This is a genomic window from Acidothermus cellulolyticus 11B (assembly GCF_000015025.1).
Taxonomy (GTDB): Bacteria; Actinomycetota; Actinomycetes; order Acidothermales; family Acidothermaceae; genus Acidothermus; species Acidothermus cellulolyticus.
This window is the reverse complement of sequence record NC_008578.1, coordinates 1,188,058-1,212,739: the sequence shown is the minus strand read 5'-3', so window position 1 is coordinate 1,212,739 and position 24,682 is coordinate 1,188,058. Positions and strand designations below refer to the sequence as shown.

Sequence of the window (24,682 nt, the reverse complement as noted above, 5' to 3'; positions counted from 1 at the left end):
TTCACCGGCGGTTCAGGTCGTGAACACGCTCCAAGTACCCTTTGAGCAATTTCTCGGTGCACTGAGCGGCGCGCGCCTGCTCACGACGAGTGATCCGAAGAAGTTCGTCGGGGTCGAGGTTGTGCTGGCGCACGTAATCGGCGCCTCCGGCCTCCAGCCAGAGAGCCACCTCGGTTTCATCCGCTTCGGGATGAAATTGAACAGCGAGGTTCGCCCGAAGCATGAAGGCCTGCGGCGCAACAAGGCTATGGGCGAGCTCCGCCGCACCCGCTGGTGTGTGCCATCGGTCCTGATGCCATTGCAGCCACGGACCCTCCGGAATGAACTCCGGGACGCGGGAATGGATCCTCGTCCAGCCGACTTCAGCGCATGCCGCGCGTTCGACCCGTCCACCATGGGTGGCGGCGAGAAGCTGACCACCAAAACAGACACCGATGACGGGCATGCCCTCGGCGTCGGCTTGTCGGGCCAACGCGATTTCCTCCCCGACCCACCGTTCCTGCAGCGCTTCGTCGTACACCGACCAGGGAGCACCGAGCAGCACGACCGCGTCATAGTGCAGCGGATCCGGTAAACGGACGTCTATCGCCGGGCTGTCAAATGATTCAGGCGGTACGACGAGAAACTCTGCGACGTCCCAGCCGCATTTCTCGAACGCGTCACCCAGGAGGCCTGGCGGAGAAACGTGATCGTGCTCGATGAAGAGGACCGTCGGCATGCCACCACGATACTCAAGCGGCGGCTACCCGCTCGAAGACGTGGTCGAGCCGGTTCATCGCTTCCACGAGCAGCGCGTCGTCGATACTCAGCGGCGGCAGAAACCGCAGTACATTGCTGTACATACCGCAGCTTAGGACTGCGAGACCTTCGTCATACGATGAACGCACGATATCGGCTGTCCGCGCCGCATCGGGATCCTTTGTGCCCGGCCGCACCACCTCGAGGGCAAGCATGGCACCCCGACCGCGAACGTCGCCAATGAACGGATAGCGAGCTGCGAGAGCATCCAGCCGCGGCCGCATGATCTTCTCAATTCCGCGGGCGCGGGCGGGCGCATTCATTGCCTCGAGAAGGTGCAGGGTGGCGAGCGCCGCCGCACACGCGACCGGATTTCCACCGTACGTACCGCCCAACCCGCCCGGATGCACCCGATCAACGAGATCCGCGCGGCCAGTCACCGCGGCAAGCGGCAGACCTCCCGCCAGAGCCTTACCGAGAATCATAATGTCGGGGACGACGGACTCGTGCTCGCACGCGAACATGTGCCCGGTCCGTCCGAACCCGGTTTGAATCTCGTCAGCGACGAAGAGGACATCGTTTTCACTGCACCACTGCCGCAATGTGGGTAGGAATCCGGGTGCGGGAACGACAAATCCTCCTTCACCCTGGATCGGTTCTATGACGACGCATGCAACACGTGCCGCTCCGACGTAGCGCTCGATAACGTCGATGGCGCGCGCAGCGGCCTCCTCGCCGGTCATGGCTGCCGGATCGCGAAAAGGATACGACATCGGCGCTCGATAGATTTCACCCGCGAAGGGGCCGAATCCGTCTTTGTACGGATGCGCTTTCGCGGTCATCGCCATCGTCAAGTTGGTGCGCCCGTGATAGGCATTCTCAAAGACAACGACGGCCGGCCGATTTGTGGCATAGCGGGCAATCTTGACAGCGTTCTCCACCGCTTCAGCCCCTGAATTGACCAGGAGACTTTTCTTCGCAAATGCACCGGGCGTTAGGGCATTCAGTCGTTCGCACACCGCCACATACTGCTCGTATGGCGCGACCATGAAACAGGTGTGCAGAAAACTCTCAGCCTGAGCGTGAATCGCCTCGATAACGTGCTTTGGCGCATGGCCGACATTGGCGACCGCAATCCCGGACGTGAGGTCAATATACGATCTCCCGTCCACATCGACGAGCCGGCTGTCGCGTGCGCCGGCGACATAGAAGGGTGCAACGGAACTCACGCCCCGGGCGACCGCAGCCTCCCGCCGGCGATGCAGCTCGGCACTGCGCGGCCCTGGAACGGCCGACTCCGTGGTCTGGTCAGACGTCACCGTATCTCCCGTCATTCGTCGAATCGAGCCATGATGTGTTTGACCCTGGTGTACTCCTCGACCGAGTAAATCGAGAGATCTTTACCGTAACCGGAGTGTTTGAAGCCTCCGTGAGGCATCTCGGCAACAAGTGAGCCGTGTTCGTTGATCCAGACGCAACCGAAATCGAGCCTCCGCGCGATTCTCATCGCCCGCGCCAGGTCTGTCGTCCACACGCTTGATGCGAGTCCGTATGGCACGTCATTCGCACGACGGACCGCTTCCTCTTCGGTTGCGAAGGTCTCGACGGTGATGACCGGACCGAAGACCTCCGTACAGGTGATGTCGTCATGTTCGTGAAGGTGTGCAACAACCGTGGGTGCGAAATGAAAACCGCGTTCGCCCTGTCGGCGGCCGCCTGCAACCACGACTGCATGCGGCGGCAGAGTCTCGATATGCCGGGCTACGCGTTCCAACTGCCGGACGTTGTTGAGGGCGGGCACCAAGGCGCGCGGATGTTCGACACCGTACGCAAAGGTCGTCGGAATGTCCGCCGCTTCTTTGGCCAATGCCGCAGTCAGGTCGTCAGCAATGTCGCGAGCGGCCAGAACCCTCGTCGCCGCGGTGCAATCCTGACCCGCGTTGAAAAACCCCGCCTCGGCGATCGCCGCCGCCGCCTTGGGAATGTCGACATCGTCGAACACTAGGACGGGGGCCTTGCCGCCAAGTTCGAGGTGCAGCCGCTTCACATCCCGGCTCGCCGTTTCGGCGACGGCCACGCCTGCGGCCACGGAACCGGTGATGGCAACAAGCTGTGGGAGGGGATGTGCCGCGAGTGCGGCGCCGGTAGCGGCGTCACCGCAGACGACGTTGAAGACACCGGGAGGCAAGTGAGCCGAGGCAAGCTCGGCAAGTGCCAGAGTCGTGACCGGCGTCGTTTCGGACGGCTTCAACACGACGGTATTTCCGGCCGCGATCGCGGGTGCGAACTTCCACGCGGCCATGATGAGGGGGTAATTCCACGGGGTGATCTGTGCCACGACACCGACCGGCTCACGGCGCAGATACGAGGTCGACCCACGACGATACTCCCCGGCCGTCGGTCCGACGAGCGCTCGTACGGCTCCTGCGACAAACCGAATCTGGTTGACCATCGCGGGTATCTCGACGCTGCGAAGCACCTGAAGCGGCTTACCAGTGTTCCGGCTCTCCAAGCGGGCCAGCTCCTCGACACGCTCTTCGATGTCATCAGCGATCCGCAGCAAGACCCGAGATCGTTCCGCGGGGGTGGTATCCCGCCACGTGGTGTAGGCCTCCGCCGCGGCCCTACACGCTCGATCGATGTCTTCCGCATTCGAGCGGGCGGAATATCCAATGATTTCACCGGAGTGCGGATCCGTGATGGGCAGAGCCTCATCCCCCGAGGGATCGACGACGCGGCCATCAATGAAGTTGCGGAATTCCAGACGCACGCGCGGGTCCTCCCTCAATGTCGTTTGTATACGAACGATACGAAGGCGTCTGGAGCTTGTCAATGAGCCCGCGCGCCATCAGCACGGCACACGGCCGACGTTCACAGGTGCCGTACGCGCGCGTCGCACCCGGCACAATCCACCCGGCTATGCCGAGAAATCCGGTGTCTCAGCACCGCCGCCTTGAGCCTGATTGCGCAATTCGAGCCAGACGCTGCGAACCCGTTGCCGCAGTGTATCCAGCGATCCGTCGTTGACGACGACCCGCCAGGCGACTGCCCGGCGGGCCGCGTCGTCAGCCTGCGCGGCCATCCGGGCGAGGGCCTCGGCCCGGCTGAGCCCGCGCGCTTCCAGACGCTGCAGCCGAAGGTGCGGTGGGCTCTCGACGACGACGATCCGGTCATAGTCATGGACCAGGCCTGCCTCAACGAGGAGCGGCACGGCATTGACGACAATTGCCGAAGGCGGCAGGGCCGCTATCTGCCGGCGAATGTCGGCACGGACCAGCGGGTGCACGATGGCTTCCAGCCGGCGACGCGCCGCTGGGTCGGAGAAGACGAGCCCAGCCAATCGGCGTCGATCAATCTCTCCGGTCGGGTCGAGGTACTCCGGCCCAAATTCCTTTAGCACAGCAGCGAATCCCGCCGTACCGCGCGCCGTCACCTGTCGTGCGACCTCATCGGAGTCAATCGTGACAGCGCCAAGTTCGGCGAACATCGCGAGCGCCGCGCTCTTGCCGGCGCCGATGCCGCCGGTCAGGCCGACGAGCAGCGGCCGGCCCTCGACCATCGGATTGGGCGAACGGTCGGTCTGACTAACCACTGGACGCAGCACCCGACGCGCCGGGCGACATCGATGCACCGAAGGCGAGCATCTGCGCGGCCAGCCGGGTTAGCACCGCCGGCGCCTTCTCCGGGGCAAGAATCCGGGGTGAGACTTCCGCGACAATCGTGCGGGCACCGTCGGCCATCACCAGCTCGTCCCAGTCGGAGCCGACGAGGACCCACGCGGGTTTGCCGTCCACCTGCACCTGGGTCGTCGTCGCGTGCTGACTATCGGTATGCACGGTGAGAGTCACGCGATCCGCCGCGGTTTTCGCGTCGACGTACGTGATGTAGGAAAGCTCGACCAACGGCCGCCCACTCGGGGTCGGCGTCCCACCGGACGGCGTGGTCACCGGAGTGCCGTACCCGCAGGTGACTCGGCCGGTCCGTCCGGACTGTGGCACCGGCGCGGCGCGCAGGTACGTGACGTCGCCCAGTAGGTTGACGCCGAGCGCTTCTTCGACCCGCTGCAGTGGCGCAAGCTCCGCGCAATTGCCTGGCAGCAGCGGTGACGCGCTGGCTGATGGGCTCGGCGTCGCCGTCGCCGACACGACGGACGCGGACGTCGGCACCGTTGGTGACATCGAAACGACGCGGTTGCCGGAGCTACGCGTACAACCCGTCAGCACAGTCACGGCGGCCAGCGCCCCGAGGAACCGGAGAGCGGCCGCGTGCACGTCAGGCGGGATCCTTCGACTCTTCGTCCGGGTTCGCATCCGCGGCGGCGGGCTGCTCGACCGCATCCTCGGCAAGCTTGCGTCGCAGCTCGGCGAGCTGCTCGTCACCGGCGAGACTGCCGCTCGGCTCAGCCGGCGTCTCGGCCGCACCTCCGTCAGACGATGTCGTCGCCTGCTCCGCCTCCGCCTGTGCCTGCGCCTGGCGCATCTTGGCAACCTGGGCGCGGTGCGCCTCGAACCGGGCGCGCGCCTCGGCGTACTGGCGTTCCCACTCGGCCTGCTGCGCCTCGTGGCCGGGAAGCCATTGGTTGGTCTCCGGGTCAAAGCCCTCTGGATAGATGTAATTGCCGTGCTCGTCGTAACTGGCTGGCATGCCGTAAACGGTGGGGTCGAATTGCTCGGGGCTGGTCGATTCCACGCCTTCCAGCGCCTGCTTCAGTGACAGACTGATCCGGCGGCGCTCAAGGTCAATATCGATGATCTTTACGAAGATCTCGTCACCGACCTGGACGACCTGCTCGGGAATTTCGACATGCCGGTCGGAGAGTTCGGAAATGTGCACCAATCCCTCGATGCCGTCTTCCACCCGAACAAAGGCGCCGAACGGTACCAGCTTGGTCACCTTCCCCGGAACCACCTGGCCGAGACTGTGGGTGCGGGCGAACAGCTGCCACGGATCTTCCTGCGTCGACTTGAGGGAGAGCGAAACCCGTTCCCGGTCGAGGTCGACGTCCAAGACCTCAACGGTGACCGGCATTCCGACCTCGACGACCTCACTGGGGTGGTCGATGTGCTTCCAGGAGAGCTCGGAGACGTGGACCAGCCCGTCCACCCCGCCCAAGTCGACGAACGCACCGAAATTCACGATCGAACTGACCACGCCGTTGCGGATCTGCCCCTTCTTCAGCGTGGTGAGGAAGGTCTGGCGTACCTCCGACTGGGTCTGCTCGAGGTAAGCCCGCCGAGACAGGACGACGTTGTTTCGGTTCTTGTCCAGCTCGATGATCTTCGCTTCTAGCTTCCGACCCACGTACGGAGCGAGATCGCGAACTCGCCGCATCTCGACGAGTGACGCCGGCAGGAACCCGCGCAGCCCGATGTCGAGGATGAGCCCACCCTTGACGACCTCGATAACCGTGCCGGTGACGACGCCGTCCGCTTCCTTGATCTGTTCGATGGTCCCCCAGGCCCGCTCGTACTGCGCCCGCTTCTTCGAGAGGATCAAACGGCCGTCCTTGTCCTCCTTCTGCAGGACAAGGGCCTCGATCCGGTCCCCGACCTTGACTACCTCGTGCGGATCGACGTCATGTTTGATCGAGAGCTCGCGCGACGGGATCACGCCCTCGGTCTTGTAGCCGATGTCGAGGAGGACCTCGTCGCGATCAACCTTGACGACGGTCCCCTCCACGATGTCCCCGTCGTTGAAGTATTTGATCGTCTTGTCGATCGCAGCGATGAAATCGTCGGTCGAGCCGACATCGTTGACGGCGATGCGTGAGGACGCGGGCGGCTCGGGGGTTTCGGGGCGTACATCAGTAGCGGTCGTCATGTGGTCGTTGGTCTCCGGGGAATCTGGTCTGGTGTTCGTGATGCCTTCTTCGGTCATAGGGGTGGGTGCGTTCGATGGCGGACGGTGGGGCTGCACAGGTAATCAGCACAGCCGGAGCACGGGCAGACCGCACTCCGAACGCAGACGCCACAATACGTGACGTCGCGATCGTGGTCAACAACGGCCACGGGCGGCGGCTCACACGACGTCCCGGAGCGCCTGCGCGGGCTCGAGCCGGGCAGCCCGGACCGCCGCCCATGTCGATCCCGCGATCACCGCAGCCCCAGTGAAGAGCATGATCCCAAGCATCGCGCGGCCCGGTGGCAGGACCACGACCGCGGACGACGCGATACCGCCTAGTGGGCCGCCTCGTCCCAGGTTCTCCCCACCCCGACAGACACCTCCAACGGGACGGACAGCTCGTAGGCGTGCCCCATCTCCCGGCGGACGATCTCCTCGACATCGGCCCGCTCGCCGGGGGCGACTTCCAGAACCAATTCGTCGTGCACCTGGAGGAGCAACCGCGACTTCGCACCGGCCGCGCGCAGCGCCCGGTCGACGCCCAGCATCGCCACCTTGATGATGTCAGCGGCGCTGCCCTGGATCGGCGCATTCAACGCCATCCGCTCGGCCATTTCGCGGCGTTGCCGGTTGTCGCTCGTCAAATCCGGCAAATAGCGACGCCGGCCGAGGAGCGTCTCGGTGTACCCGTCACGGCGTGCCCGTTCGACCACAGTGCGCAGATAATCCCGCACCCCGCCGAACCGCCGGAAGTACTCCTCCATGAGCACCCGCGCTTCGTCCGGTGTGATGCCCAACTGCTGGGAGAGGCCGTATGCCGAAAGCCCATACGCCAGCCCGTAATTCATCGCCTTGACACGGCGCCGCATCTCGGCGTCCACCTGCTCGGGCCGGACGCCGAACACGCTGGCAGCAGTAGCCGCGTGAAAGTCGAAGCCAGACCGGAACGCCTCGATGAGCGCCTGATCCTGCGACAAATGCGCCATGATGCGCATCTCGATCTGACTGTAATCCGCGGTGAGCAGGGCTTCATACCCCTTGCCGACCACGAACGCCTGCCGAATCCGGCGTCCTTCCGCCGTCCGGATTGGAATGTTCTGCAAATTCGGGTCCTGGGAGGAGAGCCGGCCGGTCGCCGCCACCATCTGGTTGAACGTCGTGTGGATGCGGCCCTCCGCATCCACCATCGGGATGAGGGAATCGACGGTCGCCTTCAACCGGGAGACGTCCCGATGCCGCAGCAGGTGCTCGAGGAGCGGGTGACCCGTCTGCGCCAGCAGGTTCTGCAACGCCTCGGCGTCCGTTGTGTACCCCGTCTTGATGCGTTTCGTCTTGGGCAGCCGCAGTTCCTCAAAGAGAATCTGCTGGAGCTGCTTTGGGGAACCGAGGTTGAATTCCCGTCCGACGACCTGGTACGCCGCTTGCTCGGTGGCCTTGACGTGCGCGGCAAGCTCCGCAGACAGATCTACGAGAGTGTCGACGTCGACCGCGATGCCGGCGCGCTCCATCGCCGCGAGCACATCAATGAGCGGCAACTCGACGTCGCGGAGGAGCCGCGCCCCACCGCGGGCGGCCACCTCGGCGTCAAGGACCTCCGCGAGGTCCAGAACAGCCCGGGCGTGCACCCCGGCCGCGGCCGCCGTCGCCTCGTCTCCCGCCATCTCGAAGCTGAGCTGACCGTCGCCGGCCGAGCCCGCCTCGGCGCGCAGCTCGCGCCGCAGATAGCGCACCGCGAGATCGGCAAGGTCGAAGCTCCGCTGACCAGGGAGGACAAGGTACGCCGCCAGTGCGGTGTCACTGGCCAGCCCGCGGAGCGTCCACCCGCGTGCCGCGAGCGCGAGGATCGGCCCCTTCGCGTCATGGAGGACCTTCGGTCGCGCAGCGTCCGCCAGCCACGCTGCGAGGGCACGATCGTCATCCTCGGTGAGCTGCACCGGATCGAGCCACGCCGCCGCGCCGTCCCACGCTGCGATCGCGAGCCCGGTGACGACGCCCGTCCCGCGACCCCACTGCCCTTGCACCCAGACCCCTGCCCGTCGGTCGCCGGCCACGTGGGCGGCGAGCCATTCGGCCACCCCGCCCGGGTGAAGAACCTTTGTGGTGACGGCAAAACCTGCCTCGGCTTCAGGCGTGGGCGGCGTCAGGGTGGCGTACAGGCGCTCCCGCAGGACGCGGAATTCCAACGCATCGAAGACCTGGTGCACGGCGTCGCGGTCCCACGCCTGGAGGCGGAGATCGTCGAGACGGACGGCGAGCGGCACGTTGCGCACCAGCTCGGTGAGTTGGCGATTGCGCAGCACGGTCGCGAGATGGTCCCGCAGAACGGCACCGGTCTTGCCGGGCACCTCGTCGATCCGGGCGACCAACTCCTGCAGTGAGCCGAAGTCGCGGATCAATTTCGCCGCCGTCTTCTCGCCGATGCCCGGAATGCCCGGGAGGTTGTCACTCGGGTCACCCCGCAGCGCGGCGAAATCGGGATACTGCTCCGGACGCAGGCCGTACCGCTCCTCGACCGCCGCCGGAGTCATCCGCGCAAGATCAGAGACCCCCTTTCGGGGATAGAGCACCGTGACCCGGTCGCTCACCAACTGGAACGTGTCGCGGTCCCCGGTACAGATGAGCACGTCGAAACCAGCCGCGGCCGCCTGGTCGGCGAGGGTGGCGATGACGTCGTCCGCTTCGTATCCCTCGGCGGTCACGACGGGAATCCGCAGCGCCCGCAGCACGTCCTGGATGAGCTCCACCTGACCCTTGAACGCGTCCGGGGTGGCCAGCCGGGTCGCCTTGTACTCCGTGTACGCGGCGCTGCGGAACGTCTCCCGCGACACGTCGAAGGCGACGCCGACATGGGTGGGCTGTTCGTCCCGGAGCACGTTGATGAGCATCGCGGTGAAGCCGTACACCGCGTTGGTGGGCTGACCCGTGGTGGTGGCGAAATTCTCCACCGGGAGGGCGTAAAACGCCCGATACGCCAGGGAGTGCCCGTCGAGCAGGAGCAGGCGCGGCCGGGGTGCGGGAGTCGCCGCGCGCGCATTGGCACGCCCAGCCGGCAACCGGGACGGTGTCACGCGGAAATCCTAGTCGGGCGTCCCCGAGCCGCCGTTGATCACGCGGCCGACGGCGGAACGGCACACGCGTCGCCGCCACACTCGGCGTTGCTTCGCGGCGGAGAGCGAGCGGTCGGCTCAGTGCGCCGACCGAGGCGCCTTGCGCCACGTCGGCCGGAATGCCTGCACCCCGATCGAACTCAACCGATCAAAGCTGTATCGCGGCGCCAGCCGGCGGTTCCCGGGCACCCGCGGCAGGCAGGCGTGCTCAAGGATCGCGATCCTGCGGCGTACCGCGGTGACGGGAGCCACCCGTCGCAAGGCAAACGGCGTCAGACCCAGCTGCGCGAAGAACCGATTCGCCTCCCGCGACAGCGGCGAGACGTTCACCGTGAGCTGAGCCGCTCCAACGTCTTCGGCGTAGGCCGCGGCTGCGGCGACCAGTGCGTGGCCGATTCCCCGCCGGCGATAGGGCTCCATCACATAGACGTAGTCGATCTGCACCGACGCCCGCTCCTGAAACGGAACAAACCGGACGACGCTCACGACTGCAACGCCGAGAATCCGATCGTCCAGGGCGGCGACGAGCACGCGGCCGTCGTCCCGGGTGAGCAGCCGCTCGACGAGTTCCTTCGGTCCGCAGTCGGCCAGCGCAGGCAGACCCGTCTTCAATCGACCGGAGGCCTCGAGATCGCTCCACAGGTCGGCGAGGGCGACGACGTCGTCGTAGTCGGCCGGCCGTACCTGAACGGGTAACCGGCTCACGGGCCCGCTCCTTCTCGTCGCTAGCCAGGCACCGCCCCGACTGCCGCACTGCCCGCCGCGCAGCGCGTGGCCGATGACGGGCGACAAACCGCTGGGGGATTCGCGGCAGCGACCGCCATCGATCGGTGTGGTCCGTGGTGGACCTGTCGCGGATGATAGTCGGGTTCCCTGGAGCGGAAAAGGGGTGGCGGCAAATTTTCGAGCGATGGATGGCAAATGCCCCGTTCTCGCGAAAGGAAAATTGGACGTTCGTCGACAAACCGTGTCGACGCGGAAATGGGCCGAATTGCCCTTTACGACGGCACGGCGGAGGGACTACCGTGGCCGGACAAGAGCCCGGACACCGAGTAGAGAACGCTTCCCGCTGAAGCGGCGCCAAAGGTGCCCGGGCTCACCCGGTTGGCTCACCCGCGCGGGCCTCCTCGCCGTGATCCGGCCGGTGAGCGGTTGCGTCGGCCAGACCGGCTTGGCGGCCCGCCTAGACCGGTCAGGCGACACCCTCGCCGAGGTAGGCGGCCTTCACGCGCGGATCGATCCGCAGCTCCGGTGCCGGTCCGGAGAGCACGATCGTGCCGGTCTCCAGGACGTAGCCGCGATCCGCCAGGGCAAGCGCCTGGGCGGCGTTCTGTTCCACGACGAGAATCGTCGTACCCTGCTCGTTGATCTCCTTGATGATGTCGAAGATCTGTTCGACGAGGAGCGGAGCCAGTCCCATCGACGGCTCGTCCAGCAAGAGCAACTGGGGGTGGGACATCAGGCCGCGGCCGATGGCAAGCATCTGCTGCTCTCCCCCGCTCAGCGTCCCCGCATCCTGATGACGCCGCTCGGCGAGGCGCGGGAAGAGGGCGAAAACGCGGTCGAAGTCCGACTTTCTGGGACGGCCCAGGCGGTAGGCGCCCATCGCGAGATTCTCGGTGACGGTCATCCGCGGAAAGACCCGCCGTCCCTCGGGCACATGGCTGATCCCGAGTCCCACGATGTCGTGCGGGGGCAGGGTGTCGATCCGTCGTCCGTCGAAGAAAATCTGGCCGGTGTGTGGGTGAAGGAGCCCGGAAATCGTGCGCAGCGTCGTCGTCTTACCGGCACCGTTGGCACCCAGCAGGGTGACGATCTCCCCGCTCTCAACTGTCACGTCGACCCCGCGCAGAGCGGCGATGGCGCCATACCGTACGTGCACGTCGCGCAATTCCAGCAGGCTCACCCCGACGCCTCCTCTCCGGTCGCGGCTCGGTACGCGCGGGTGCCCAAATAGGCTTCAATGACCGCCGGATCGGCCTGCACCTGAGCCGGTGGGCCTTCCGCGATGACGCGGCCGAAATTCAGGACGACGACCCGCTCGGCGAGGGACATCACCAGCCGCATGTCGTGCTCGATGAGCAGAATGGACAGGCCCATCTCGGTATTGATGTGCCGGATGAGGTCTTCCAATTCGGCCTTCTCAACGGGATTTGTGCCGGCGGCAGGTTCGTCGAGCAACAGCAGCTGCGGGCGGGTGCCGAGCGCCCGGGCGATTTCCAACCGGCGCTGGGCACCGTACGGCAGTGACGCCGCAAGGTCGTTCGCGCGGTTCCGCAATCCCACAAAGTCAAGGAGTTCAGTGGCAAGCCGGTCGCCGTCGCGTTCTTCCCGCAGTGTCCGCGGCAACCGGAGCATCGCGCTGACTGGGCCGGTCCGCTGCCGCGATTCAATACCAATCTTGACGTTCTCGAAGACGGTCAGGGCCGCGAACAGCCGAATGTTCTGAAACGTGCGGGCAATACCCAGCTTGGTGACCTCATGCACCTTCTTCCCGATGAGCGAGACCGGCCGCTGGTCCCGCGCCCGGAATCGGATGTCACCGTCCTGCGGCCGATAGACACCGGTGATGGCGTTGAACAAGGACGTCTTTCCCGCGCCGTTCGGACCAATGACGGCAAGCAACTCGCCTCGCTGTTGGCGAATGGACACCTCGGCGAGGCTCGTCACCCCGCCGAACCGCAGGGTCACCCGATCCACCTCGAGGATCGGGTCGTCACCGGTGCCGCTTGCCATCAGACGTCCCTGCTCGCAGTCGTGAGTGCGTCGGCTTCCACCAGTCCGCTCTCGGCCAGCGCCAGTTCGCGCGCCCGGCGACGCGACGGGATGAGGCCTTGCGGGCGGTAAATCATCATGACGACAAGCAGTGCGCCAAGGTAAAGGAAGAGGTCCTCTTTGCGCACGTACGTTTTGAGGCCGTTGGGGAACCATTGGATGATGGCCGCCCCGACGATGGCTCCCGGGATGGAACCCATGCCGCCGAATATCACCAGGACCAGAATGAGAATGGACTGCTGCAACAAGAAGCTGAGCGGCGTAATGGTTTGAATCTTACTGGCGAACAATACGCCGGCAAACCCGGAGGTGGACGCGCCGATGGCGAACGCGAGCAGTTTATAGCGGAACGTGTTCACTCCGCTGGCTGCGGCGGCAACTTCATCCTCCCGGATCGCCGTCCACGCCCGGCCGACCCGGGAGTTCTCCAGGTTGTGAAAGAAAACAATGACCATCACGACGAAGGCCAGCAGCAGGTAATAGTACGGCATGTTGTCGATGCCCCACCGGTAATGCAGGCCGAAGAGGTTGATGGAGAAGTGCGGAATCGGCCGACTGTTCCCCGGTGACCCGCCGGTGACGCTCTGCAGATTCGTCGCGTAGATCGTGATGATTTCACCGAACCCAAGGGTCACGATCGCCAAATAGTCACCGCGGAGCCGCAGTGTCGGCGCGCCGAGGATCACACCGGCCAGCATCGCCGCGGCGATCGCGAACGGGATTGTGGCGAACGGATTGAGCACGAACGGCGGATGAATAGGCAGGGAGTCCGTCCAGTACGCACACGAGTAGGCGCCGATCGCGTAGAACGCAATGTAGCCGAGGTCAAGCAGGCCGGCGAGCCCGACGACCACGTTGAGACCGAGGGCAAGCAGGACGTACACGCCGATCTGGTCGACCGCCACTTCCTGCCAGTACGGGGAGAGGACAAGCGGAAGGACGATCGCGACCGCGAGCAGGACGCCGTACGCCGCGAGACGATACCACCGCGACGGCAGCCAGCGGCTCGGCCGGACAGCCGCCGTCCAGCTCCGCGACCACGCCGCAAGACGCTCCCGGGAGGTGACGAGAAGCCAGAAGGCAAACCCAATGAGGAGGAAGATCCCGACGCGGCGGCTCAGCAGCGACCCGGCGAAACCGGCGGTCGGATCGTTCAGGCTTCCCGAGGGCCCGGTCATCACGTCGACGACAAGTGCGCCGGCCAGTGTGACCCATAGTTGCCGACCGCGCAGGCTCGTGGCCCACGCCCAGACCCGCCGGAGTGTCACGCCGACCTCCCCAACCGCTCGCCGAGCAGGCCCATCGGCCGTACGAGCAGGACCAGAACCAGAATGTAAAACGCGACGACGTCCACCCAGCTCGCGCCGAAGCAGGCCGAGGAGAGATTCTCGACGACGCCGAGCAGCAGACCGCCGAGCATCGCCCCCCGGATATTTCCGATGCCCCCGAGCACGGCAGCGGTGAACGCCTTGATGCCCGGGGTGAAGCCCATCGTGTAACTCACCCCCGCCGTGCCAAGCCCGAAGAGGAAACCCGCGGCGCCGCCGAGCAATCCGCCGAGGACGAAGGTCTGCGCAATGACGCGGTCGATGTTCACGCCCATCAGGGCGGCGGTGTCGGCGTCCTGGGCGACCGCCCGGATGCCCTGCCCCAGTCGGGTCTGCTGGACGACGCGGTCGAGGAGGATCAGCATGGCGATGGCCGATACGGCGATGACCGCGTCGTACAGATTCACCGGGGCGCCGAAAACGGTGAAGAGCGGCTTGTTCGGCGAGACAGTGAACGGCGGCTTCATCGTGCGCGCGTCGCGGCCGAATTCTTTCCCGGCCAGGTTGTACAAGAAGTACGACATTCCGATCGCGCTGATGAGGAACGCCAATTTGGGCGCGTTGCGCCGCCGCAGCGGGCGATACGCGACCCGCTCGAGGATGTAGGCGACGACACCGCCGGTCACCGCACCGGCGGCGAGCCCGACAAGAACAAACCACACCGACGACAGACCGTGCGGATGCCGGCTGCCGATCGCGAAATTAATCGCAAAGAGGCCGCCAAACCCACCCGACATGAAGACTTCGCTGTGCGCGAAGTTGATGAGCTGCAGTACGCCGTACACCAGCGTGTATCCCAAGGCGATCAGCGCGTAGACGAATCCGTTCGCCAGCCCGCTGACGAAGAAATCCCAGAAATGCCGGGTGACGCACACGAGGAGCCGACCTCCCCAGGGTCAGGGTTGGGGGCCGGGTGAGATGCACCCGACCCCCAACGGTTCCACGCGGCTAACTGCTCAGGCCCAACGAGACGATTTTGCCGTTCTGGACCTGGTAGATGTAGACCGCACTGCCGGCGATATTTCCGTTGCTCTGGAATTTCACTTCCTTGGTGATGCCCTGGTAGTCGACGGTGCGCAGCTTGTCGACAACTTGTGCGCGGGTCGCCTTCGGGCCCAGCTCCTTGAGGACCGAAATGATGACGTTGGTGGCGTCGTACGCCTCAGCCGAGTACACGCTCACGTCGAAACCAGCAAGCTTCTTGAAGTTGGTGACGAAGCTCTGTGCCTTCGGATTCGTCGTGATGTCAGCGCACGCGCAGCTGATGTACGTGCCTTCGGCGACCGAGGCGCCGGCCTGTTCGATGTACTTCGGGTCCAGGCTGGCGTCGTCGGAGAAGAGTTTGCCGGTGTATCCAGCCTGCCGCAGGGCTTTCGCCAGCAGCGCGAAGTCACAGTAGTAGCCGGCGTAGAACACGAGTTCGGCACCGGAATTCTTGATCGTGGTGGCGACCGCCGGGTACTGCTGGGTGTTCCCTGACCCGGCCTGGCACTGCGTGGTGCCCGGCACCGACTGGTGGGTTACCTGGGCGCCGTCCTTCTTCGCCTGGTTCTCGAACGCCTGCTCCAGCGGCTGCCCGTAGGCACTCGCGTCGTCGATCGCGAAGATGTTCTTGATGCCGAGCTTGTTGACGGCGTAGTCCGCATCGGCCGGGCCCTGGGCGTTGTCGTCCGCGACGATCCGGAAGAAGGTCTTCCACCCGAAGGTCGCCAACGCCGGCGAGGTGGCGGACGGGCTCACCGTGGCCAGGTCCGCGTCCGCGAACTTCGGCTCGGCCGCTTTGGTCGCTCCGGAGAATGCCGGACCGACCACGGCCATCACCTGCTTGTCGTCAATAAGTTGCTGTGCGGCGGCCGGCGACTTGTCTCCCGAGCCTTGGTCATCGGCCTCGGTGTATTGGAGGACGAAGGGAAGGTCGCCTTTCGCGTTCGCCTCGTTGATGGCCAACTGCACGGCGTACTTCATGTTCAACCCGAGCTGGGCATTGCCCCCGGAGAGCGGTCCCTCATAACCGATCTTGAAGACCGGCTTGCCACCAGAACCGCCCGAGCTCTTGCCACTGGAGCAGGCTGAGACCACCAAGCCTGCCACCGTGAGCGGGATGACCGCTGCTGCGAACCGTCGTTTCACTGTCACTCCTCGTCGAGTGGGACCCGACCTTACCCGACGGGTCTTGTGGTCTGTCGGCTTGGACGGTATCACGATCGGCCGGCGAACGGAACACGAACCCCCGGTCGTAACCTGCTCGTGATCTGACAGTCACCGGTGCGGTGCCGGCCCGCGCCGCATGTGTGGACGGTGTGACCAGCCGCCGCGCCTATTCCCCCGGTCACGAGGACGTCGGCCCGTCCGCCCGGCCGTCGCGCAGGACACGCTCGGCGACGTCACGCATCGGCACCCGCTCGTTCATCGCGGTCCGCTGAATCCACCGGAACGCCTCCGGCTCGCTCCACCCGTGCACGGTCTGGAGCACCCCCTTCGCCCGCTCGATGATCTTTCTCGTCTCCAGCCGCTCGGAGAGCTCGGTCACCTCGCGTTCCAGAGCCAACAACTCGGCGTGCCGGCTGGTCGCGATCTCAATGGCGGGGAGCAACTCGGCCGCGTTGAACGGTTTGACGAGGTAGGCCAACGCCCCGGCGTCACGGGCTCGCTCGATGAGATCACGCTGGGAGAAAGCGGTGAGAATCACCACCGGGGCGATGCGCTGTGACGTGATCTGCCGGGCGGCCGTTATGCCATCGAGCACCGGCATCTTGACATCGAGCACGACGACGTCGGGGCGAAGCTGCGCGGCGAGTTCCACCGCGTGCGCTCCGTCAGCGGCCTCGCCGACGACGTCAAACCCCAACTCCTCAAGCGTCTCCCGCAAGTCCAGCCGGATCAACGCCTCGTCCTCAGCGATCACTGCGCGACGTCGAGGGCGTTGCCGCCGGGACGCCGCCGCCACCTCGGCCGGGGTCGGCACCCGCGCCGGGGAAGGGGACGCCTGCGGAGTCGAGTCGTCGGGCACGCTGGCAGCGTAGCGGTCGGCGGAGAATGGAGACACGGTAGATTCATCCTGCGTGCTGTGCACGGCACGAGCCCCGGTAGCCCAACGGTAGAGGCAATGGTCTCAAACACCATCCAGTGTCGGTTCGAATCCGACCCGGGGTACGCGGGAGGCCGGCTGGACGCCGGTCAGAGTTGAAACGCCGGATGGTCGGCGTCCATCGTGTCGCCGATCCGGTGCACCCGCAGCATGTTGGTCGAGCCGGAGACCCCGGGCGGCGTACCGGCAATGACGACGACGAGGTCCCCGCGGCGGCAACGGTCAATCTCGAGCAGCGCGCGATCCACTTGGCGGACCATCTCGTCGGTGTGGGAGACCGGCGCGACAAGGAACGTCTCCACCCCCCACGTCAGGGCAAGGCAGGAACGGGTCGCCGGCACCGGCGTGAACGCGAGGAGCGGAATGGGCGACCGGTACCGGGCCAGCCGCCGCGCACTCTCACCCGATTCCGTGAAGGCGACGAGGTACTTCGCGTCGAGATCGGCACCGAGAACGACGGCGGCGTGCGCGATAGCGCCTCCCTTGGTGCGGGGCCGGCCGCCGACGTCGGGCAATTCAGCGAGGGCTTCCTCCTCGACCCGTTCGATGATGCGCGCCATGGTCTGGACCGTTAAAACGGGATGTGCGCCGACGCTCGTTTCGCCGGAGAGCATGAGCGCGTCGGCTCCATCAAGGACGGCGTTCGCGCAGTCCGAGACCTCGGCGCGGGTCGGCCGGGTCGCGCTAATCATGGAGTCGAGGAGCTGAGTCGCGACGATGACGGGTTTCGCCGCCCGCCGCGCCGCGGCGATGACCCGCTTCTGCACCAACGGGACTTGTTCGATCGGCATTTCCACGCCGAGGTCACCGCGGGCAATCATGAATCCGTCAAAAGCCTCCGTAATGGCGTCCAATTGCTCAACCGCTTGGGGCTTCTCGATTTTCGCGATGACCGGAACCCGCCGGCCCTCCTCGTCCATGACCCGGGCGACGTCGGCATAATCCGCCGCCGAACGGACAAACGAGAGCGCGACCATGTCGACGCCGAGACGCAACGCCCACCGGAGGTCGTCGACGTCCTTGTCGCTCAGCGCGGGCACGGAGAGAGCGGCTCCGGGAACATTGAGCCCCTTGTGATCGGAGATCACCCCACCGTCGATCACCCGGGTACGGACCCGCGTTCCGCTGACGTCAAGCACCTCCAGACTCACCCGCCCGTCGTCAACAAGAATGCGCATCCCTGGATGCACGTCGGTGGGTAAACCGGGATACGTGGTAGACACCAGGGCCGCGCTGCCGGGCACATCCTCAGTGGTGATGGTGAACTCGTCACCAGCGGCCAGCGTCACCGGCCCGCCGGCGATCCGACCGAGGCGGATTTTCGGACCCTGCAAGTCAACGAGCACGCCCACAGCGCGGCCGAGCTCGTCGGAGGCCTTGCGTACCCAGCGGTACATCTCTTCGTGCTCGGCATGCCGACCGTGACTGGCGTTCAACCGGGCGACGTCCATCCCCGCCGCTACCAGTTGCCGAATAGTCTCCGGAGACGCCGTCGCCGGACCGAGCGTACAAACGATTTTCGCCCGCCGGCTCATCGACGGGAAAACACCGGATCTGGGGACATCAGCAGCACGTGGCGAGTATATGAGGACCCGCCGCGCCTGGAACGGCTGACGCGCCGCAGCTCAGGTGAGCGGACGTGCGCTCGGTGCGATGGGTACGGGAAGCCGCGGAACCCCGGTGAGGAACCGATCCACCGCCGCCGCCGCCGCACGGCCTTCGGCAATCGCCCACACGATGAGAGATTGACCACGCCCGGCATCTCCGCACACGAACACCCCGGGAACGTTGGTGGCATACGACTCATCGCGGGCGATGTTTCCACGGACGTCGGTCTGCAGGCCGAATTGCTCGATGAGCGTGCGTTCGGGACCCAGAAAACCCATGGCGAGCAGCACGAGATCAGCCGGCAATTCCTGCTCGGTTCCGGGAATCGGTTCGAACCGGCCGTCAACCATCCGGACCTCGACGAGCCGCAGCGCGCGCACGTTCCCCGCTCCGTCGCCAAGGAACTCCAGCGTGTTCACCGAGAACCGGCGTTCGCCGCCTTCCTCATGGGCGGTGGAGGTCCGCAACATGAGCGGCCAGGTCGGCCACGGCGTGCTCGGAGCGGGCCGCAGCGGCGGTCGCGGCAGAATCTCCAGCTGCACAACGGATTTCGCGCCCTGCCGGTGCGCGGTGCCCAAGCAGTCGGCGCCGGTGTCGCCGCCGCCGATAATGACGACCCGCTTGTCCTTCGCCGTAATCGTCGGCTCAGCGAGGTCGCCCTGCTGGACCCGGTTGGCAATCGGCAGGTACTCCATCGCCTGGTGGATGCCGCGCAACTCCCGGCCGGGCGCGGGAAGGTCCCGTGGCACGGTTGCACCGATCGCCAAAACCACGGCGTCATAGCGACTTTTCAGCTCGCGGGCCGAGATATCCACGCCGACATGCACATTCGGGCGGAAGCGGGTTCCCTCCGCCTCCATCTGAGCCAGGCGCCGGTCGAGGACCCATTTCTCCATTTTGAATTCGGGTATGCCGTACCGCAGCAGCCCGCCGATCCGGTCGGCCCGCTCGTAGACGACGACGGTGTGTCCGGCGCGGGTCAATTGCTGCGCGGCGGCCAGCCCTGCCGGCCCGGAACCGACAACAGCGACAGTTTTGCCCGACAGACGCCCGGGAATCTGGGGTGTCACCCATCCTTCGTCCCACGCTCGGTCAGCGAGTTCGTGCTCGACCAGCTTGATGGTGACCGGGCCTCCGGTCTGGTCCGGGTCAATCGACAGGACGCACGCGGCCTCACACGGCGCGGGGCAGAGCCTGCCGGTGAATTCCGGGAAATTGTTGGTGGCATGCAGCCGCTCGATGGCCTCCCGCCAGTCGCTGCGCCAGGTGAGGTCGTTCCACTCGGGAATGAGGTTGCCGAGCGGGCAGGCGTTGTGGCAGAACGGAATGCCGCAGTCCATGCACCGGCCGGCCTGCTGTTCGAGCTTCTCGTGCGGAAACGGCTTGTAGACCTCTTTCCAGTCCCGCACCCGTTCGGCCACCGGCCGCAGCTCAGGTGTCTCACGCGGAGTGGTCAGGAAACCTTTGGGATCAGCCATGTGCAGCCGCCATAATCTGCTCGTTGACATCCGCGCCGGTCTGTTCCGCCAGCGCCTTCGCCGCCAGGACCCGCTTGTAGTCCTGCGGCATTATCTTCGTGAAGCGGGCCAGTGCAGCCGGCCAGTCGGCGAGCAACTCCGCCGCCACGGTCGATCCGGTTTCCGCCGCATGCTTGCGCACCAGCCGCTCCAGCACCTCGGCGTCGTCGCTGTCCAGTGGATCGAGATCCACCATCTCGGTATTGACCCGCAGTGGGTCAAGGTCGAGGACGTAGGCCACGCCGCCCGACATGCCGGCGGCGAAGTTCCGGCCGGTCGCGCCGAGAACGACGACGACACCGCCGGTCATGTATTCGCACCCGTGGTCGCCAACACCCTCCACCACCGCAGTGACACCGGAATTGCGCACGCAGAATCGTTCGCCGACGACTCCGCGCACGAAGCCCTCCCCGGCGGTGGCGCCGTAGAACATGACGTTCCCGGCAATGATGTTCTTGTGCGCCTCGAAGGGAGCTTCCAGCGGCGGGCGCAGGATGATACGACCACCGGAGAGACCCTTCCCGACGTAATCGTTGGCGTCACCGATGAGCCGGAGCGTGATACCCCGCGGAAGGAACGCGCCGAACGACTGACCGGCCGAACCGGTGAAGGTGATGTCGATGGTGTCGTCGGGAAGACCGGCGCCCCGGTACCGCTTAGTCACTTCGTGGCCGAGCATCGTGCCGACGGTTCGGTTGACGTTGCGGATGGGCAATTCGAGCTTGACCGGAGTGGCGTCGTTCAACGCGCCTTCGCAGAGCGCGATGAGGGTGTTGTCCAGCGCCTTGTCCAGGCCGTGGTCCTGCACCGTGACGCACCGGCGGGGCTCGTCGCGGTTGTCGGGCACGCGCAGGATCGGCGAAAGGTCCAGGCCGCTCGCCTTCCAATGATCGATGGCGTCCGAGACGTCGAGGAACTCGACCTGGCCGATTGCCTCGTCCAGCGACCGGAAACCCAGGGCGGCGAGATATTCCCGCACTTCCTGGGCGATGAACTCGAAGAAATTGATGACGAATTCCGGCTTGCCGTTGAACCGCTTGCGCAATTCGGGATTCTGCGTCGCCACGCCGACCGGGCAGGTGTCGAGGTGACAGACCCGCATCATGATGCATCCGGACACGACAAGCGGCGCGGTCGCGAACCCGAATTCCTCGGCGCCGAGGAGAGCCGCAATGATGACGTCCCGGCCGGTCTTGAGCTGCCCGTCAGTCTGCACGACGATCCGGTCCCGCAACCCATTGGCCACCAACGTCTGCTGGGTCTCGGCAAGCCCAAGCTCCCACGGCGCACCGGCATGCTTGATGGACGTCAACGGCGACGCTCCGGTGCCGCCGTCGTGGCCCGAGATGAGGACGACGTCTGCTTTCGCCTTGGCGACACCGGCCGCCACCGTCCCAACACCGGTCTCCGCGACGAGCTTGACGTGAATCCGCGCCCGCGGATTGGCGTTCTTCAAGTCATGGATGAGTTGCTTGAGGTCCTCGATGGAGTAAATGTCGTGGTGCGGCGGCGGTGAAATGAGCCCGACACCGGGCGTGGAGTACCGGGTCTTGGCGATCCACGGATACACCTTGTGACCCGGCAATTGACCGCCCTCGCCGGGCTTGGCACCCTGGGCCATCTTGATTTGCAGGTCGTCAGCGGCCGTGAGGTACTCGGCGGTCACTCCGAACCGCCCGCTGGCCACCTGCTTGATGGCACTGCGCCGCTCGTCGTACAACCGCTCCGGGTCCTCTCCGCCTTCACCGGTATTGGACTTGGCGCCGAGCCGGTTCATCGCAATCGCGAGCGTTTCGTGCGCCTCCTGGCTGATCGAGCCGTAACTCATCGCACCGGTTGAGAACCGCTTGACAATGGAGCTCACCGGTTCAACTTCCTCGATGGGCACCGGGGGCCGAACACCGGTGCGGAGGCGGAACAACCCGCGCAGCGTCATGAGGTTGCGGGATTGCTCGTCAACGAGCCGGGTGTACTGCTTGAAAATGTCGTATCGGCCGGTGCGGGTCGAATGCTGAAGCCGGAACACCGTCTCGGGATTGAACAGGTGCAATTCCCCTTCCCGGCGCCACTGGTAGTCACCGCCGACGTCCAGGCGCCGGTGGGACGGCCGGACTTCGTCGACCGGGTAGGCCTTCCGGTGGCGGGCCGCGACTTCTTCGGCAAGCACGTCGAGACCGACGCCGCCCAGCTTCGACGGCGTCCCGGTGAAGTAGCGGTCGATCACCTCTTGTGAGAGCCCGAGCGCTTCGAAGACCTGGGCGCCGGTGTATGAGGCGACCGTCGAAATTCCCATCTTGGACATGACCTTCAGCACGCCCTTGCCGAGCGCCTTGACGAGGTTGTGCACCGCGGTCTGGGCGTCGATGCCGCGCAGGAATCCCGTGCGCACCATGTCTTCCACGGTTTCCATGGCGAGATAGGGGTTCACCGCGGCGGCGCCGTACCCGATGAGCAGCGCGACATGGTGCACCTCGCGGACGTCACCGGCCTCGACGACCAGACCCACCTTGGTCCGGGTCTTCTCCCGGATGAGATGGTGATGCACCGCCCCGGTGAGCAGGAGCGACGGAATAGGGGCAAATTCGCGGTCGGAGTCCCGGTCGGAAAGCACGATGATACGGGCGCCTCGCTCGATGGCCTCCGAGACTTCCGCACAAATTTCCGCCAACCGCTCGCGCAGCGCAGCGCCGCCGCCGCTCACCCGGTACAGGCCACGGACCACGTACGGCGCAAGCCCCGGCAGGTCGCCGTCGTCGTTGATGTGCAGAATCTTCGCCAGCTCGTCGTTGTCGATCACCGGGAACGGAACAACGATCTGCCGGCACGACGCCGGGGTCGGTTCGAGGAGATTCTGTTCCGGGCCGATGGTATTCGCCAACGAAGTGACGAGTTCCTCACGAATGGCGTCCAGCGGCGGATTGGTGACCTGGGCGAAGAGTTGCGTGAAGTAATCGAAGAGGAGCCGAGGACGGTTGGAGAGAACGGCGAGCGGCGCATCGTTGCCCATCGACCCGATGGGCTCGGCACCGCTGCGCGCCATCGGCGCAAGGATGAGCCGCAATTCTTCTTCGGTGTAACCAAACGTCTGCTGCCGGCGCAGCACGGACTCGTGGGTGTAAACAACGTGTTCCCGGTCCGGCAGGTCCGGCAGCTTCAACAGCCCGGCGTGCAGCCATTCGCGATACGGCTTCTCCGCCGCCAATTGCGCCTTGATTTCGGCGTCGTCGATGATGCGCCCCTGCGACAGGTCGACGAGGAAAATGCGCCCAGGCTGGAGACGGCCCTTCCGAATGACCGTCGCCGGATCGATGTCGAGGACACCGACCTCACTGGCCAACACGACAAGGCCGTCTTCGGTGACCCAGTAGCGTCCCGGACGCAGGCCATTCCGGTCAAGGACCGCACCGATGACCGTGCCGTCGGTGAAGGTGACACACGCCGGGCCGTCCCAGGGTTCCATGACGCTCGCGTGGAATTCGTAAAACGCCCGCAGGTCGTCGGGCATTTCGTCGTTGTTCTCCCACGCCTCCGGAATCATCATGAGGACCGCGTGCGGCAGGGACCGGCCGCCGAGGTGCAGCAATTCCAGCACCTCGTCGAAACTCATCGAGTCACTGCCGCCCGGCGTGATGATGGGGAACAGCTGGGAGAGGTCGCCGGGTATCCGGTCGGATGCCAACAAGGTTTCCCGCGCCCGCATCCAGTTGCGGTTCCCCATGATGGTGTTGATCTCGCCGTTGTGCGCGATGTACCGGTACGGGTGTGCCAGCGGCCAGCTCGGGAACGTGTTCGTCGAGAACCGGGAGTGCACCAAGGCCAACGCGCTGGCAAACCGTGGATCGGCGAGATCGGGGAAGAACCGCTCGAGCTGCGGTGCGGTCAGCATGCCCTTGTACACGATGGTCCGCGGCGAGAGTGACGGAAAGTACACGCCGACTTCACGTTCGATCCGCTTGCGGGCCCGGAACGTGCGTCGCTCCACATCAATCCCGGTCAGCGACGAATCGACGGGTGCGACGAAAAGCTGGCGGAACCGGGGCATGACCGCCCGGGCCGACGGACCGGGCACCGAGGGATCGATCGGCAGTTCCCGCCACGCGAGAACCCGAAGCTGCTCCTCGGCGACGATCCGTTCGATGGCCGACACCTTCGTCGCCGCCGCGAAATTGTCGGTGGGCAGGAAGGCGATGCCTGCGGCGTACCCACCGGCCGGCGGCAAGTCGACGTCCAGGATGGCGCGGAAAAACGCGTCAGGGATCTGCGCAAGCAAGCCGGCGCCGTCACCCGTATCGGCCTCGCGGCCGGTCGCCCCGCGGTGCTCGAGATTCCGCAGCGCGGTCAGCGCCAGTTCGATCACCGAGTGGCTCGGGCCACGGCGCAGGTCAGCCACGAACGCCACACCGCAGGAGTCGCGGTCGAAGCGTGGGTCGTACAACCCGCGCGGCGTCGGGTCAGGCAGGCCCAGGTCAACCGGGCTGATCGGGGACGTCGACATGGTTCTCCCGTCGTCGAGTCGGGTGGGACGGCGGGCATGAAAAAGCGCCGTCACCTGAACACCCAGGGACGACGCTGGCCCTGAAGAGTCTCGCCCCTATCTTGCCACAAGTTCCGGCGCGCGGCGAGGAGAGAGCCGAGCGGCGCGCTCAGTCCGTCCACGGAACGCCCGCGGGAGTGCGGCGG

17 protein-coding genes and 1 tRNA gene are annotated in these 24,682 nt (G+C 65.7%); 1 reads left to right on the top strand and 17 read right to left on the bottom strand.

Annotated elements, in window-relative coordinates; all coding sequences use genetic code 11:
• Nucleotide 1 precedes the first annotated feature (1 nt).
• The 14 genes from ACEL_RS05630 to ACEL_RS05565 form a co-directional block, all read right to left on the bottom strand.
• On the bottom strand, nucleotides 2–718 hold the full coding sequence (locus tag ACEL_RS05630; RefSeq protein ID WP_011719929.1) for a type 1 glutamine amidotransferase: 717 nt from the start codon (nucleotides 716–718) through the stop codon (nucleotides 2–4).
• Nucleotides 719–731: 13 nt separating this feature from the next.
• Nucleotides 732–2,072 (bottom strand): 4-aminobutyrate--2-oxoglutarate transaminase, encoded by a 1,341-nt coding sequence (gene gabT, locus ACEL_RS05625; protein WP_049751409.1) that lies wholly within the window; start codon nucleotides 2,070–2,072, stop codon nucleotides 732–734.
• Nucleotides 2,069–3,508 carry an aminobutyraldehyde dehydrogenase gene (locus ACEL_RS05620; RefSeq protein WP_011719927.1) on the bottom strand — a complete coding sequence of 480 codons (1,440 nt, stop codon included), beginning with the start codon at nucleotides 3,506–3,508 and terminating at the stop codon, nucleotides 2,069–2,071. Before ACEL_RS05620 ends, gabT begins: the two co-directional genes overlap by 4 nt.
• Before the next feature lie 147 nt (nucleotides 3,509–3,655).
• Nucleotides 3,656–4,330, bottom strand: a complete 675-nt coding sequence (gene coaE / locus ACEL_RS05615) for a dephospho-CoA kinase (protein ID WP_011719926.1) — start codon at nucleotides 4,328–4,330, stop codon at nucleotides 3,656–3,658.
• Complete coding sequence (locus tag ACEL_RS05610; RefSeq protein WP_041834974.1) at nucleotides 4,323–5,009, bottom strand: hypothetical protein; 687 nt, start codon at nucleotides 5,007–5,009, stop codon at nucleotides 4,323–4,325. The genes coaE and ACEL_RS05610 overlap by 8 nt, the downstream gene beginning before the upstream one ends.
• A 1-nt stretch (nucleotide 5,010) precedes the next feature.
• Nucleotides 5,011–6,558 carry a 30S ribosomal protein S1 gene (gene rpsA / locus ACEL_RS05605; protein WP_011719924.1) on the bottom strand — a complete coding sequence of 516 codons (1,548 nt, stop codon included), beginning with the start codon at nucleotides 6,556–6,558 and terminating at the stop codon, nucleotides 5,011–5,013.
• Between the two features lie 356 nt (nucleotides 6,559–6,914).
• Complete coding sequence (gene polA, locus ACEL_RS05600) at nucleotides 6,915–9,647, bottom strand: DNA polymerase I (RefSeq protein WP_011719923.1); 2,733 nt, start codon at nucleotides 9,645–9,647, stop codon at nucleotides 6,915–6,917.
• A gap of 117 nt (nucleotides 9,648–9,764) precedes the next feature.
• Nucleotides 9,765–10,391: a GNAT family N-acetyltransferase gene (locus tag ACEL_RS11480; protein ID WP_011719922.1), complete on the bottom strand. Its 627-nt coding sequence runs from the start codon at nucleotides 10,389–10,391 to the stop codon at nucleotides 9,765–9,767.
• Between the two features lie 487 nt (nucleotides 10,392–10,878).
• Nucleotides 10,879–11,592 (bottom strand): ABC transporter ATP-binding protein, encoded by a 714-nt coding sequence (locus tag ACEL_RS05590; protein WP_011719921.1) that lies wholly within the window; start codon nucleotides 11,590–11,592, stop codon nucleotides 10,879–10,881.
• Nucleotides 11,589–12,422 carry an ABC transporter ATP-binding protein gene (locus ACEL_RS05585; RefSeq protein ID WP_011719920.1) on the bottom strand — a complete coding sequence of 278 codons (834 nt, stop codon included), beginning with the start codon at nucleotides 12,420–12,422 and terminating at the stop codon, nucleotides 11,589–11,591. Before ACEL_RS05585 ends, ACEL_RS05590 begins: the two co-directional genes overlap by 4 nt.
• Nucleotides 12,422–13,729, bottom strand: coding sequence for a branched-chain amino acid ABC transporter permease (locus ACEL_RS05580; protein ID WP_011719919.1), 1,308 nt, complete (start codon nucleotides 13,727–13,729; stop codon nucleotides 12,422–12,424). The genes ACEL_RS05585 and ACEL_RS05580 overlap by 1 nt, the downstream gene beginning before the upstream one ends.
• Nucleotides 13,726–14,664 (bottom strand): branched-chain amino acid ABC transporter permease, encoded by a 939-nt coding sequence (locus tag ACEL_RS05575; protein ID WP_011719918.1) that lies wholly within the window; start codon nucleotides 14,662–14,664, stop codon nucleotides 13,726–13,728. Before ACEL_RS05575 ends, ACEL_RS05580 begins: the two co-directional genes overlap by 4 nt.
• A gap of 73 nt (nucleotides 14,665–14,737) precedes the next feature.
• Complete coding sequence (locus ACEL_RS05570; RefSeq protein ID WP_011719917.1) at nucleotides 14,738–15,919, bottom strand: branched-chain amino acid ABC transporter substrate-binding protein; 1,182 nt, start codon at nucleotides 15,917–15,919, stop codon at nucleotides 14,738–14,740.
• A 199-nt stretch (nucleotides 15,920–16,118) separates the two neighbouring features.
• Nucleotides 16,119–16,754 carry an ANTAR domain-containing response regulator gene (locus ACEL_RS05565; RefSeq protein ID WP_193138743.1) on the bottom strand — a complete coding sequence of 212 codons (636 nt, stop codon included), beginning with the start codon at nucleotides 16,752–16,754 and terminating at the stop codon, nucleotides 16,119–16,121.
• A gap of 115 nt (nucleotides 16,755–16,869) precedes the next feature.
• On the opposite strand from ACEL_RS05565, the gene ACEL_RS05560 reads away from it, so the two are divergent.
• Nucleotides 16,870–16,942: transfer RNA gene (locus ACEL_RS05560), tRNA-Leu, on the top strand.
• Nucleotides 16,943–16,966: 24 nt separating this feature from the next.
• Here ACEL_RS05560 and pyk read toward each other — a convergent pair.
• The 3 genes from pyk to gltB all read right to left on the bottom strand — a co-directional run bounded on the left by pyk (nucleotide 16,967) and on the right by gltB (nucleotide 24,497).
• Complete coding sequence (gene pyk, locus ACEL_RS05555; RefSeq protein WP_011719915.1) at nucleotides 16,967–18,412, bottom strand: pyruvate kinase; 1,446 nt, start codon at nucleotides 18,410–18,412, stop codon at nucleotides 16,967–16,969.
• A 90-nt stretch (nucleotides 18,413–18,502) separates the two neighbouring features.
• Complete coding sequence (locus ACEL_RS05550) at nucleotides 18,503–19,963, bottom strand: glutamate synthase subunit beta (protein ID WP_011719914.1); 1,461 nt, start codon at nucleotides 19,961–19,963, stop codon at nucleotides 18,503–18,505.
• Nucleotides 19,956–24,497, bottom strand: a complete 4,542-nt coding sequence (gene gltB, locus ACEL_RS05545) for a glutamate synthase large subunit (protein WP_011719913.1) — start codon at nucleotides 24,495–24,497, stop codon at nucleotides 19,956–19,958. The genes ACEL_RS05550 and gltB overlap by 8 nt, the downstream gene beginning before the upstream one ends.
• Nucleotides 24,498–24,682 lie beyond the last annotated feature (185 nt).

What these genes read in the sequence shown, in the direction of transcription:
- ACEL_RS05630 (WP_011719929.1), bottom strand. Translation starts at nt 718, where the DNA reads ATGCCGACGGTCCTCTTCATCGAGCACGATCACGTTTCTCCGCCAGGC.
- gabT (WP_049751409.1), bottom strand. Translation starts at nt 2,072, where the DNA reads ATGACGGGAGATACGGTGACGTCTGACCAGACCACGGAGTCGGCCGTT.
- rpsA (WP_011719924.1), bottom strand. Translation starts at nt 6,558, where the DNA reads ATGACGACCGCTACTGATGTACGCCCCGAAACCCCCGAGCCGCCCGCG.
- ACEL_RS05585 (WP_011719920.1), bottom strand. Translation starts at nt 12,422, where the DNA reads ATGGCAAGCGGCACCGGTGACGACCCGATCCTCGAGGTGGATCGGGTG.
- pyk (WP_011719915.1), bottom strand. Translation starts at nt 18,412, where the DNA reads ATGAGCCGGCGGGCGAAAATCGTTTGTACGCTCGGTCCGGCGACGGCG.
- ACEL_RS05550 (WP_011719914.1), bottom strand. Translation starts at nt 19,963, where the DNA reads ATGGCTGATCCCAAAGGTTTCCTGACCACTCCGCGTGAGACACCTGAG.
- gltB (WP_011719913.1), bottom strand. Translation starts at nt 24,497, where the DNA reads ATGTCGACGTCCCCGATCAGCCCGGTTGACCTGGGCCTGCCTGACCCG.